Annotated in this window: 11 protein-coding genes and 1 pseudogene; 3 read left to right on the forward strand and 9 right to left on the reverse strand. The window is 38.5% G+C overall.

The genetic code is table 11. The features are described from left to right. Positions 1-103 precede the first annotated feature (103 nt). From HMPREF0083_RS15565 to HMPREF0083_RS15590, 6 genes and pseudogenes are all read right to left on the reverse strand, one after another. Positions 104-361, reverse strand: a complete 258-nt coding sequence (locus HMPREF0083_RS15565; RefSeq protein WP_040303032.1) for a hypothetical protein — start codon at positions 359-361, stop codon at positions 104-106. A 114-nt stretch (positions 362-475) separates the two neighbouring features. Continuing rightward, positions 476-928, reverse strand: coding sequence for a GNAT family N-acetyltransferase (locus tag HMPREF0083_RS15570; RefSeq protein WP_240961211.1), 453 nt, complete (start codon positions 926-928; stop codon positions 476-478). Between the two features lie 155 nt (positions 929-1,083). After that, positions 1,084-2,334, reverse strand: coding sequence for an ATP-binding protein (locus HMPREF0083_RS15575; protein WP_021622513.1), 1,251 nt, complete (start codon positions 2,332-2,334; stop codon positions 1,084-1,086). Positions 2,335-2,785: 451 nt separating this feature from the next. Continuing rightward, positions 2,786-3,511, reverse strand: a complete 726-nt coding sequence (locus HMPREF0083_RS15580) for a B3/B4 domain-containing protein (RefSeq protein WP_245191347.1) — start codon at positions 3,509-3,511, stop codon at positions 2,786-2,788. Between the two features lie 88 nt (positions 3,512-3,599). After that, a pseudogene (locus HMPREF0083_RS15585) lies at positions 3,600-4,008 on the reverse strand (LysE family translocator); the annotation flags it as partial. Between the two features lie 311 nt (positions 4,009-4,319). Continuing rightward, a complete protein-coding gene (locus HMPREF0083_RS15590; protein ID WP_021622518.1) occupies positions 4,320-4,952 on the reverse strand; it encodes an FMN-binding negative transcriptional regulator in 633 nt (210 codons plus the stop codon). Positions 4,953-5,086: 134 nt separating this feature from the next. Here HMPREF0083_RS15590 and pdxR point away from each other — a divergent pair, with 134 nt between their 5' ends. Then, the gene (pdxR, locus tag HMPREF0083_RS15595; RefSeq protein ID WP_021622519.1) at positions 5,087-6,466 is read left to right on the forward strand and encodes a MocR-like pyridoxine biosynthesis transcription factor PdxR; all 1,380 of its coding nucleotides are present in this window, start codon (positions 5,087-5,089) and stop codon (positions 6,464-6,466) included. A gap of 176 nt (positions 6,467-6,642) precedes the next feature. On the opposite strand, the gene HMPREF0083_RS15600 is transcribed toward pdxR, so the two are convergent. The 3 genes from HMPREF0083_RS15600 to HMPREF0083_RS15610 form a co-directional block, all read right to left on the reverse strand. Beyond that, on the reverse strand, positions 6,643-7,239 hold the full coding sequence (locus tag HMPREF0083_RS15600; RefSeq protein ID WP_021622520.1) for a class I SAM-dependent methyltransferase: 597 nt from the start codon (positions 7,237-7,239) through the stop codon (positions 6,643-6,645). 356 nt (positions 7,240-7,595) lie between these two features. Beyond that, positions 7,596-10,673, reverse strand: coding sequence for an efflux RND transporter permease subunit (locus HMPREF0083_RS15605; RefSeq protein ID WP_021622522.1), 3,078 nt, complete (start codon positions 10,671-10,673; stop codon positions 7,596-7,598). 2 nt (positions 10,674-10,675) lie between these two features. Beyond that, positions 10,676-12,034: an efflux RND transporter periplasmic adaptor subunit gene (locus HMPREF0083_RS15610; protein WP_040303033.1), complete on the reverse strand. Its 1,359-nt coding sequence runs from the start codon at positions 12,032-12,034 to the stop codon at positions 10,676-10,678. A gap of 598 nt (positions 12,035-12,632) precedes the next feature. Between HMPREF0083_RS15610 and HMPREF0083_RS15615 the strand changes: the two genes are divergently transcribed. Both HMPREF0083_RS15615 and HMPREF0083_RS15620 read left to right on the forward strand, forming a co-directional pair. Continuing rightward, positions 12,633-12,962, forward strand: coding sequence for a YrvL family regulatory protein (locus HMPREF0083_RS15615; protein WP_040303034.1), 330 nt, complete (start codon positions 12,633-12,635; stop codon positions 12,960-12,962). Between the two features lie 410 nt (positions 12,963-13,372). Then, a complete protein-coding gene (locus HMPREF0083_RS15620) occupies positions 13,373-13,615 on the forward strand; it encodes an AbrB/MazE/SpoVT family DNA-binding domain-containing protein (RefSeq protein WP_021622526.1) in 243 nt (80 codons plus the stop codon). Positions 13,616-13,695: the final 80 nt, after the last annotated feature.

The raw sequence follows: 13,695 nt of genomic DNA on the forward strand, positions 1-13,695 counted from the left end.
CCTTCTTTCTTCTACCTTATGGATAATCAACAGGCGTGACATTATTTATTGGTTACAAGATCAAAAAACTCGCGGAACTCATCCCGCGAGTTTTTTGATCTTGTTAATTAATATGCTTGGCGCTGTCATCCTGTGCTGACTCAAACCGCGCCTGAAGCTGCTCGATTTGCCGCTCCATCTCATCCACAGTTTGCTGCTCCCCGTGACTTCGCACCTGTTCGATAGCACGACGGGCATGTTCCATTGCATTACGTGCACTATTCATCACTTGCTTTTCATTCGGTGTACCTTCAAGCTGGCTCACGGCCTGGAAAGCATTGTTTAATGACTGTTGGGCATCCTGTACCAATTGATTACGCATCACACATCCCCCTTCTAATGTATGTATGTCCATGACACTCCTTTTCAGTATGGGGATTTACACATATTTTATACAAAAATGAACCATACGTAGGTAATAAACCGGGTTACTGTTTTATGGTTTAACCATAGCCTGCATGAAAGGAAGCTTTCTATCGGGAAATACAGTAGACTGTACCTCACCAATGCGCATGGCTCCCATCTTTTTATAAAACCCTTCCGCATGCGGATCGCTATGTATGAAAAACTGCTCTATCCCCAGACATTTTGCAGTTTCAATAAGATGCTTCCATATATACTTCCCATACCCTTTACCAATGCCAATAGGATCAACAAAGAAATTTCTTAGCTCAGCTCCTTCCTTGTCATATACCAAGCTATAAAATGCAACCACCTTTCCATATACTTCGAGTACATATACGTGCGAAAGATTTATATCTTCCTCTGTCACTTTTAAATCTTCCCGGCATGCTTTCATGAATGCATCGTTATAGCCCCAGTAAGCCTTAGAGCGAAATGACAGTTCACTCAATGCATTTGCATCTTCTTTACTTGCACGGCGTATCATCAAAATAAATTCCTCCTTTTCTCCTCTCAGCTTATTATTCATCAAAAAAGAAGCGCATCCAACCTCTTCTTTCTCCGATTCTCCTACCTGCCTGAACCTTTGTTACTACGTCAAATGAATTCTATATGATACAATGTCTATGATACAATGTCCACTTAACATGCTGGGATGATAATCGAAAAACACGTTCCCTTCCCTTTTTGGCTTGTAACTTCTATCTTGCCATTTAGCCCTCTAATAATACTATAGCAAACCATTGTGCCTAATCCGGTTCCCTTTTCTTTTGTAGAATAAAAAGGCATCCCCAGCTGCTTTACCTCTTCCGATGTCATACCTATCCCTGTATCGATGATATCAATAATAAAATCGTCACTCCTTTTATGTACATTAACTTGTAAAATCCCTCCGTTAGTCATCGCTTCAATTCCATTTTTCATTATATTGATAAGGCACTGTTTTATTTTTTCGGGATCAGTATGCAAATACGGTAATTCAGTCATAGATATAGAGCAACGGATTTCTACACCATTCAATAAGGCTAACGGAGAAACAATCGTAACAATTTGCTGTATGAGCTGCTCCATGTTCACTTGCTCCCTGGTTCCTATCTCTGATTTAGCAAGGGATAAATAGTCTGTAATGATAGACTGTGCTCTATTTAGCTCAGCCATCATTATTTGCAAATACTCTTCTTTTTTACTTTCTTGAATTTTATCGCTGCCAAGCAACTGCATAAATCCATGTACTACATCATGGGCTACAGAGGCAGCCAGTTCACCTATTATGCGCATTTTCTCTGATCGATTCATCTCCTCTTTTAATTTCTTCCTCTCAATCATGGCTTCAATTAAATAGAGGGAGAGCCACATCGTAAATAAATTAATTACAGCATATCTAATAAAAAATTGTGTAATTATATCACTAATCCCATTATTTATTTTTATTTCATTAAATATTGAAAAAATAATAAAAATAGTACAGGCTACAAAAATAAGAAACATACCTGTAACCATTTTTCTTTTTCTTATCAAACCAGGAAATACATACTGTAAGATAAAAATAATAAAAACCAAAATCAGGCACAAAAGAACGGAAGCATAAAAGCCAGCCCCTCCTAAGTAATAACGATAAGTGAGATAAACAATACTAGTAAAAAATAAGCTTCTATATCCTCCATAAAGAAAACATAAAATAATAGGGACCAATCGCAAATCATAAATATAGCCTAACGATACATGGAAAGGAAATGTCATGCATAGTACAGTAGCAACGGTAGCTAATAAAAAAATTAGGATTGCATTGTGTGCCTTTTCGTCTGTTCTATCCATCCAAGAAACTTGATAAAATAAAATACAAATAATAATAATAATAAATGCGTTTACTAGCAATGTGCTTACCCCTACCATATACCAGGCCTCCAATACAATTTATCAAGGGTGTTGATTATTCAGTACGGTCCAGAGAGGATCGTCACCACACCGTGTCCCAAACGAGCGCCGGTCCGGCACTGGCACCACGCGACCATGTCTCTTCCTTATAGGAAAAAGACGAGAGAATACGCCGACGCCGCACCTTCTTTCTTCCACCTTATGGACAATCAACAGGTGTGGCAATTTATGTCTTGTTTGAGCTTTTTCTACTTCCTATTGTATATATGACAGAGCATCAAAAAAACAGAAACTTTGTATGAAGTCGGCAAAAATAAACAAGCTAGTCATCAATTCTGTTCGGTGCCCTGGCACTTTCGCTTTCTCCTCATACTTCCTGTTTTACTAGCGATATGATTAAGAGCAGCAGGCGACATGTATCGAAGGGTTCGCTCAAGGCCCTGACGACTGGAAGGTTCACTCCCGTCATTTATTGATAGCCGCGGTTATCTCCCGGCTCATCGTCTACGTAAGTTACGCTTGATAGTTTGACATGATCACGTGGTTGGAAGGAGGAAATTCGGAAAAAAGAGGAGGGTGGATGCGCCCTGTGAAACTCATCGCTTCTTGCTTCATCTATTAATTCAATACAGAGGAATGCATTTTTCGTATTTTCTGTTAGCATCGTCCTCAGAGCTTCACGCCAATTCCAGCATCTACATATTGCACCATCATCATCTTTATAAACAATTTCACCTTCATATGGCGAAGCATTTTCATCATTTCCCAATGGGATAAACGGTTCGTTGCCATTTGCCTGCGTTAGCCGAATATCACCTACAAAAGTGTCAATATCTTCCCCACCACACGGAAGTCCATAACGCAATGAAATTGAATTATAAATGTCAACAAGCGGGTTTATTGTTCCGATATGATTGCCATTTTTCACTCTTTTTAATAAAGCTTCAATGGAACACCTTGCCCCTTTCTTTGTCTTGAATTTCTGAAAAGCTTCTCGCCAAACAGATATGACTGGATTACTACTAAATTCCTCCAGACTTAAGAATTTATGTGCTTCTTTCTCTGCCTCCTGTAGCAGCTTCTCGTAGATTTCAACGTCTCTTATTGAATTATCAATCCCCTGGCAAATAACGGTGCCTATTTTTGCCTGAGGAAATAATGACCAAAAGGCATCTTCAATAATAAATCTGGGCATAAAATATCTCTCCATTTCATTTTACTTATTGTCTTGGTAGAATCGCTATTTGTTGTGTCACAACACGATAAATTTCATCATAACACTCTTATGTTTTGGAGGGGCTTGCAAAGGTGGAGAATACCCCTAGAACAATATACAAATAACCAGTTATCCGATTCACTAACCTTGAACTCTCCTTACTACCCACAATCCGCTTTCTAATACTTGCTGCAAGAACTGCATACAGACCATCACTAATTAAAAGCTAGGATAATAAATATAGTTCCTAAAAGTAAAAATTGTACTGTGACTGATCCAGTAGAAGGGGATATGAATTGCGGAAAGAAGGCTAAAAAGAAGAGTGCTGTCTTAGGATTCATTACTTCTACAAGCGCTGATTCGTAAAAAATCTTTAATGATTTTTTGCGAGGGGCTTTTGGAATTTCTGAAGTCGTTCCATCAGATGTAGAAAATAAAATCTTACACCCCAGATAGATAAGATAAGCAGCAGCAATTACAAATAGCCAAATCGTTGAAAACTCCATAAAATGCAACTCCTTGTTGTATTTTTGCACATGATTTAATAGGGCTTCTCCTTGATTGGTTAAAGCAAGGTTACACTTTATTTTTAAGGTTCGTTTTCATCAAGGAGGCAGGAAAAGACACACTGGCCTTTCCTCTGCCAGAGCGCAGGGCGCATCCAACCACGTTATCATGCCAAAATATCAAGTGTAACTTATATAGTACGTGGTATGATATAATCAAAACTGACATGAAAAAAGGTACAATACTGAAAAAATTCACATATCAGGGAGGGTTAGGTTGATCATTTAAATAACCCTTTCCGTTGCTCACGCATCCACTGAGCAACCTGAACTTCCTCTTGTTCATTTGATTTTTCAAGCTCTGCAACAATCGATTTGTAATCGGTGTTGTTGCGATTCTGGCTCATTTTGGCTGCAGCTTGAATAGTAGTGATTTCAATTTCAAAGCCAACTATTCCTTTCATTTCACTCTCAAGTAACTTTGGATCAAACGTATCCCAGAGCCGACCATTTTCTCGATGAGACTCATAGTGTTTAAGCATAGTACCCAAAGCTGATTTCAGCTCGTCCCCAGTGATTACACGCGCTGTTCCATACGCATGTACAGCTAGATAATCCCATGTAGGAACCTCTTCAACCTCATACCAGCTTGGCGAAATGTAAGCATGTGGTCCTTGAAAAATAAGCAACACATCACTATTATTATCCAAGGTTTTCTTCTGCATGTTTCCGTATGCAATGTGCCCAGTCGCATAGATTTTCCCTTCATCTTCACGAATTTCCAACGGAATGTGCGTAGCCAACGGGCGATGTTCATCAACAGTAATCAATAAGGCAAACGGGTAAGACTTCATCATTTGAACTGCCTCATCATGCTCCATACGATATTGCTTAGGAATGTACACAATAATCATCCTTTCAACCTGTAATTGAATTTTAAAAAATATAAGAATTAAAAATAAATATCCGTTAAAAAAATAATATTATACAAACTGACATGAAAAAAGGTACAATAATAAACAAATATACATGTCAGAAGGGATAGTAAATGAAAAATACCATTTTTACTTTCAAGGATGACTCTCCCAAATACAAACAAATCTATGAGCAATTTAAATTATTTATTGAGCAAGGGGATATACTGGCTAATGAGCAATTGCCCTCCATTCGTCAACTTGCAGACTCTCTTCAAGTAAGTCGCAATACGACATTAATGGCTTATGAGCAACTTGTAGCTGAAGGCTATATTCGTGGAGAAGGACGAAAAGGTTATTTTGCAAATGAATTGGAGCCCCTTTTATTTCAGGAGGTGTTAATCTCCCATAATAAAAGGCAAACAGAGTCAGTAATACCTGTCCTCGTTGATTTTCGGCCAGATGCGGTAAATCAAACACATTTTCCTTTAAAAATTTGGAGGAGAATTGCCAATCAAGTACTCACGTTACAGGAGAGTTTTCGATACGGGGAACCCTTTGGTGAGATGTGCTTACGTGAACAAATTGCCGCATACCTACTCCAATCCCGTGGGGTAAAAGCAGATGCAAATGCAATTATTATCGGAAGCAGTACCCAACAAATGCTTGTATACCTTGGGCATATACTGAAGGATGATTTTTCGAGCATTACAGTTGAAGACCCTGGGTATGATGGCGCTAGGGAAGCTTTTCAATTAAATTGTTTTACGCTTGAAACGTTACCCGTTTATGAAACAGGTGCTGATTTTTCACAATTAGAACATATGAAATCACGATTAATCTATGTAGCGCCTTCCCATCACAGTCCATACGGGGTAAGCATGCCTATTCAACAACGGCATGCACTTATTCATTGGGCTGACAAGAGGAATGGATACATTATTGAAGACGATTATGATAGTGAATTCCGCTATACACAACAGCCATTTCCGGCTCTCGCTTCTATTGATTCATCAAGGGTCATTTATCTAGGGAATTTCTCAAAGTCCTTTCTTCCAGGAATCCGTTTAAGTTACATGGTGTTGCCGCAGCCCCTTTTAGATCGTTATAAACATCAATTCCTTCATTTCGAAAGTACCACTTCGATTCTTAGCCAACTCACCATGGCTAAATTTATGGAAGATGGGGAATGGAATCGCCACATTAAACGCATGCGTCTTGTTTATAAACGAAAAATGCAGCACTTAGTATTAGCATTAAGAAAAGAATTTGGGCAAAATATATCCATTATTGGTGAGCAGTCTGGCTTATACTTATTAGTCAAAGTACACTTGAAACGCTCAGAAGAATGGCTAATCGAGCGTGCTTCCTCTTATGGTGTTAAAGTGTATCCCACCTCACTTTACTTCGTTAAAAACAATTCTGATAAACCAATTATTAAACTTGGTTTTAGTAATCTTTCTCGTAATGAAATCCAGCTTGGTGTGGAACTCTTAAAAAAAGCTTGGTTATAAAAAACATTCAGGGTATCAAGAAAAGTTTTTTCATTCCAAAAATTGTCTTAGCATACATTATAAAGACCTAACTTGTAGAAAGTCATAAAAAATAAAGGGCAATACATATTAGTCATGTATAATATGTATTGCCCATTTACTTCATGCTCAAGAATCGCGCCCGATTGTTTAAGAAGTCACTTTATACTACTTGCTATAAACATTGAGGCATCTTGATTCATAAAAATACAATTTCCGCGATAGAATGTCTTAATTTTGATGGATTTGAATCCAACTTCGGATAATATTTTTTTTAGGCTTTCATGGGAAAAACCATTATGAACCTTTGGATGATTTACTTTATCGTTTTTGTCAAAATCAATAATAATTAATTTGCCACCATTATTTAAAACGTTCAATAATTCTTGTAGAATTTTTTTAGTATCCGGAATATGAAGAAGAACTAGTGACATTAAAACTATGTCTGCCTTAAGTTTAGGTGTTTCTTCGGTAAAATCTGAACAAACCACCTTGGAGTTTGTAATTCCTTTGCGAGAAATTTTTTCTTTTGCAACCTCCAACATTTGTTTTGATGAATCCACTAACAAAACAGAATCCACCAAGTCTGTTAATTCTAAACCAATTAAACCGGTACCACTCCCATAGTCTATTAATGATTTTGATTTACTATTTCGTAATTCTGATCTTACTTCCTTAACTATAACTTTGGCTAATTCAATTCGTTCTTCTGTATCATATTTTTTTGCCATTTGTTCAAAAACATTATTTTCCATATTCTACTCCTTTAACTTAAATATATTTCTTCACGCCTGTTGATTATCCATAAGATGGAAGGAAGAAGGTGCACGCGTCGGCGTGTTCCCTCGTCTTTCTCTACAAGGAAGAGACACGGCCGCTTTGTGGCGCCAGGGCCGGACCGGCAAAACATCTGGGCCTCTCGGTGCGGGAGACGAACCGACGCCCGTTTGGGGCACGGTGTGATGACGCTACACTCTGGATTATACTGGATAATCAATACCCTTGAAGAAAAAACCCTGCATTATCAAAAATCCACATATAAGCGATTTAACTTTATTATAACGGTTAAACTTTGTTTTAAACCTACCACAGGAAACAAAATAGGATACCGTTAAACGGCATCCTTTTCATGTATTATGTTTCGTCCTTGCTTTTTTCGCTTCTGTCGATTTTTCCTCCAGATATCCATATCCTCAAAAATGGAATAAAGGACAGGAACAAGAACCAAGGTTATTATTGTATGGAAAATCAATCCCGAAATCACAATGGTAGCAATCGGCGCTTCTAGCGCTCCCCCCTCTGACATTGCTAGTGCAAGAGGAAGCATCCCCAGAATAGCAGTAAGCTTTGTCATTAAAATCGGCCGTACACGGTTCCGCACTGCTTCTAGTATCGCAGGCTTCAATTCCATCTTGTCATGGTTACGTAGTAGATTAATTCGATCAATAAGGAGAATGGCGTTAGAAACCACAATACCAACCAGCATAATAATTCCTACATAGCCTAATTCATTGAGCGGTCGTTGTGTAACCACAAGTCCCACTACTACACCGACAATTGCCATAGGAAGCGATAGCATAATAATAAACGGATGACTAAGTCGATTAAATTGTGCAACCATAATCAAATAAATCATCCCGATAACTGTCAGGAGGGCCATAAGAGCACTCTGTGCATTTTCTCCTTGTTGTTTTAATGTACCTGCCATTTCAATGCTATATCCTGTCGGCACAGAAATCCCTTCCAATTTTTTCGTTACTTCTCTACCCACCGTTCCCGGATCGGAGCCAATAATCTCAGCATGTATATTGGCGACGCGTTCCCCATCTTTATGAGCAATACTCTTCAGGGATTTGCTGTATTTCCAGTCTATCAAATGAGTGAGTGGTACCTTCACTCCTTCCGGTGTCGTAATGTTAATTTGCCGCAGTTGTTCCGGATGTTTCATTAAATTCTCCGGGTATCTGGCGACGACATCAAGCTCCAGCGATTCAAGTGTAAAGTTTGTGATAGACTCCTCATTCACAAAGCCCTCAATCTGTGCCATCAGACTTTGTTGGGTAATTCCCAGTTGGTTCATAATATCCTGACGCGGAGTAAGAATAACTTTTTCTTCCCCAGCACTAAAATCGCTGCGTGCATTTTTTATGCCTGGTATGGCGGCAAGCATTTTTTCCGTTTTTTCAGAAAGCTGGTGAAGCACTTCATTATCTTTTCCTTTAACTTCTAGTTCAACGCCTGGCGCCATCTGGCCACTGCTGCCGAAACCAACCTGTATGTGCTCAACTCCTTTTAAAGCGTTCAGTTTGTTATTCATATCAAGCAGGATTTCTTCTTTCGGCCGCTTCCGCTCTTTTATCTTGATCAAATTCATATCAATTCCTAATGACTGTTTATCTGTCGTAATATACAGGTCTTTAATTTCCGGAATTTCCTTAAAGTCCTGCTCGATTTGCAGTGTTTTAGAAAGTGCACTCCCCAGCGTCTCCCCGCTTTGTAGCTTTACACTGGCGTATACATGATTTTCATCTATATCATTTATAGAGCTCATCTGCACCATCGGGGAAATCATAAGTGCCCCAGCAAATAAACAACTTGCTAGAATAATTGTAATGATGCGATGGCGTAAAGCCAGGGCGGCAAAATTAACAAAGAAATTTGTTAATCCCGAAGCACGCCCTCCTGCTTCCTGGTGCATCTGTTTATCTTTTTGTAGAAAGCCGTTAGAGAAAACGGGAACAAATAGAAGCGCTGCAATGGTAGACGCAAGAATCGCTACCGTGATCGTAAAAGCAATAGTCATCATAATCGGTTTAAACCCGGTTCCACCTAGATTAGATAGCACTAATGGAACAAATACAACAATAATGGTTAACTGGGACGTCAGAACCGGTGTTATAACTTCCTTTACTCCCTGCTTAATCGCATCGCGTAACGTATGGCCCTTCTCCCGTAAATGATAAATGCTTTCCAAAACCACAATAGCAGCATCGACGATCAGCCCTGTTGATAAACTTAAAGATATCAAGGTAACCATATCAATATTATAGCCACCGAATTTCATACCGATGAACGTCATCATAATGGAAACAGGAAGTGTTGTTGAAATGACAAGGGTAACGCGCCAATTTCGTAGGAAAATAAGTAGAATGATAATGGCAAGAAGTCCACCCAAAGTCAGGTCACGGCTCAAATTGTTAATAGACGGCTTGATATAGCTTGCAAAGTCTACAGATACCGTCATCTTATACTTGCCGTTGGATTCCTTGTTTATTTTTTCAATCTCTTCTTTTACTTTATCAGATGTACGAATAATGTCGCTGCCCTCTGTCTTTGTGAGGGATAACTGGACATAGTCTTCCCCGTTATAGCGAAAAATCGCATCCTTCTTCTTCCCACGCATATCTTCAGTAACAGCCAGATTGGATAACGGGACATTCCCTATAGGTGTTTTAATAAATACAGAATTAATCTGCTCTACTGTCTTATATGAGTTATCTATCTCAACAACTGTATTAAAGCTCCTGTTTTTCAATGTTCCAATTGCCTGTTTTACATTAGATTCCTGCAGCTGATCGACAATGCCTTTTGGCGTCATCTTGTAGGCAGCCAATTGATCCGGTTTAAAGGTAATTTGAATTTTGTTAGCCACATTTGCATTGGATACTTCTACCTTTTTGACGCCCTCAATAGCTTCTAATCGACTGGTAAAATCCGTCTTTGAAAGATTATAAAGAACAGGAAGCTCTTTCCCTGAAAGAGCAAGGCTCATTAATACTTCAGTCGCCTGATTTCCCTCCTGCACAACGGTTACCGTCTTCACCGTTTTTGGAAAAGTGTTTCGTAGCCGATTAACCGCAGATTCAATATCCTGTTTGACCTGTTCGCCTTTTCCGTCCTCTGCCTCAACTCTAACCTGGGCGTTTCCAGGTGTTGTTGTTGATTGATAGTTTTTAATATTAGAGAGTGAATTAATTTCCTTTTCTACCGGGTTTGTTACTTTATCTTCCATTTCCTCAGCAGGGATAGAAGCGCCAGAGACATTGACTGTAATCCATGGATAATTTCGCTTTGGCATAAGTTCGCGCTTAAATGTAAAAATAGAAGCAGTTCCTGCAAAAAGAATGAAAAATGTTAACAAATAAACAATAAGTTTATGTTGTAAGCAAAATTCAATAAATCGCTCCATCTCTATCCCTCCTTCGGTGTTACTTTTTCGCCTTCAAGAAGGAAGGAAATACCTGAAGTAACCACACTGTCCCCCGGATGAACACCGGAAAGAACTTCAATCCTATCACCGATAATTTGACCTATTTCTACCTTTCTTTTCTTTATCATTCCATTTTCAACTACAAGTACATAGCGGCCCTTTTCCCCCACCCCGATACATTCCAAGGGAAGAATAGTACTTGTTGCCAGTTTACGTGGCATCTGTACACTTGCAATCATACCGCCTTGCCATTTCTCTGGGGAATGAGGAACCGTAATTTCCACCTTGTATTTTCCGTTTTTTGCATCTATCAGGGGAGAAATATATGTAACCGACCCTGCTGTCTGCTCCCCCACTTCATTTATCACTGTTATGCTCTTCCCTTTTGTAAATTGCTGTATTAGTGCAGGCTCTACTTCTATGCTGACTTTTACTCCTGACAAATCAACGATTGTAGCAACGGAACTTCCTTGTGCAACGACATCGCCAGAATGAAAACTTACATCGGTAATAATCCCGTCAAACGGAGCAATTAACTTGGAATCCTGAATCTCCTTATTGGCTTTCACAATTCCATTTTGAGCTGTAGCAATTTCCGTAGTTATGCTAGCTAGCCGATCCGCATTATCTTTGTCCGCCTGAATGGCTTTTTCTCTTTGACGAAGCGTTAATTGTTTTTGCTCCTGTAAGCGTTTTTTCTGCTGTTTCAATGATTCTAACTCGGTTTGTTCACTTTTTAATGACAATTGAGCTTTGTCTACTTTTGTTCTTACGCCATCTATATCAGCTTTTGATATAGCCCCATTGGAAAATAAAGCTTCCTTTCTCTGAAGATCTGTTTTATCCTGTTCCAGCGTTTTCATCTGATCTTGAATTTTAATTTCTTGTTTTTTTATTGAATCTTCTGTATTAGCAATCGAATTTTCAGTTTGCTGAATTGTACTATCGTATGTATCTACTACCTTGCTATCTCCACGCAAAATTTTGGCGCGTTTTTCCTGCGCCCCATTGATTTGCGTCTGAGATAAAGCAATGGTACTTTGATTTCCGGATGTGTCAAGCGTACCCAGAACCTGGCCGGCTTTTACCTTCATTCCTTTTTTAATGGACAGAGTTACGATTTTTCCAGACGTTCCAAACGCCAGTTGATTCTCCTGTTTTGCCCCTATAACCCCCGCTTTAGTCATGATAGAAGACTGTTTTTGCTCCATTACTTTAATAATATTGACTACTTTTGTTTTTTTTGTTTCTTCCGACACTTTAGATGATGCCGGAGTGCTACAGCCAGAAATCATGAGTAGAGCTGTAACAACTACTGGTATGACTAACGATCTTTTCACACTATTCCTCCTGTTCTTCTGCTATTAACAGGAAATAGAAAACAAGGTTGTATCTATTTACCATATCACAACTATTTCTTATACTACTGCATTACATGATGATCAGAAAGTACCCTATGACTGATTTCCCATCCGTCTCAAGACTGATCAGAAACTTCAGTAGGAGTAGAGCTCAGAAGTAATTAATAGGAATAAAACTCACGTACAACTTTGAAGGGAAAAATGGGCAATAATGCCTCCGACTTAAAAGGCTGCATATCAGAGAATACAATATCCCGCGTATGGCGCCGATGCTCTCGTATTACTCATTTTAACGAAGGATGCTTTCTGGTATCTGTCTACACTCTTACATTAACCTTACATGAAAGGAATAAGTCTAGAAAAAAAGAACGATTTATGAAATAAATAGAAAATCGGATGTAACAAGATAAATAAAAATCCATTTTATTGTGAAGACACATAAGAAGTGATAATAAATGAGGTTAGTATATTTGGATTGGTTTAGGTTCAAAAAGTTTTGATTAGAAAAAAGGAGAGCATTCTCAGCAATTTTTGCATTTGTATGTATAAGCTTATCAATTTATTGGAGGCGATACCGATGTATTTTGAGTCAGCCTTTTCTGTTTTTCAATTGTGTCTGTTTATGTTAGTCATTTTTATTATCCTAGCCCCTGTAGGTTCTTTGCTGGATGCGTTTGTTAAACATATCTCCTCTGGAAGACTCAGACTTTCACTTCTAGTTTTGAATGAGATTATACTTTTTTTCATTTTTGCGTCTTGTATTCATTTTCTTGATGAGTGGCTTGATACTGTAAAGCTGACAACTTATGCAGAGTTCAGTTTTGCTTTTCTCATATGTTCCGTGTCCTTATTGATAGAATATATAGGTGAATATGTAAAGATGAGAGATAAAAATCTCAAATCATGATTTTTATAGAAAGATAACTTTCCTTCATGTTGCGTATTATGTATCAATATGCACCACATTTTGCACAACAAGGCCATGTACTGTGTGGAGAACTAGAGCTTCAACATGACGTACTTGCAAACTATCGTCCTCCCAAAAAACGAAATTTTTAGGCTTTCTTGTAACAAAGAAGCTCATTTTATCGTTTTGGACGTGACTTACCATCATTAAGATAGAGCACGCTTATCTTTTGGAAGTCAGCTTGCCGAGAATTCGATCTGTTCCTCCCTCTCTCTTCATAAGAGAACATTATACATTTTCTAACTTATGGAAAACCATGTGGAAACATATGTTATCACTATTGAGTACGTATAAATGTTTTTATATAATTTATAGCGAAGACAAGATTATACAAATAGGGAGAGAACGACATGAATGAAACAGGCATCGTCCGCGAATTAGACAATCTAGGAAGAATCGTATTTCCAATGGAAGTAAGAAAAAAACTAGGCATACACCACGGCGATGGTATGGAAATCTTCGTGGATGGCAAACAAATTATTCTGCAGAAGTATACGCCTGGATGCATTTTCTGTGATTCTATAGAAGATATTTCCGAATATAAGGGTAGAAAAATCTGCGATTCCTGCTTGACAGAAATGAAAAATAAATAAACTTGTTGATTATCCATAAGATGGAAGAAAGAAGGTGTACGCGTTGAACAGTTCTAGTTGCCCTTATGCAGCTCTGCTGT

The sequence above is a fragment of the Aneurinibacillus aneurinilyticus ATCC 12856 genome (assembly GCF_000466385.1).
Classification (GTDB): domain Bacteria; phylum Bacillota; class Bacilli; order Aneurinibacillales; family Aneurinibacillaceae; genus Aneurinibacillus; species Aneurinibacillus aneurinilyticus.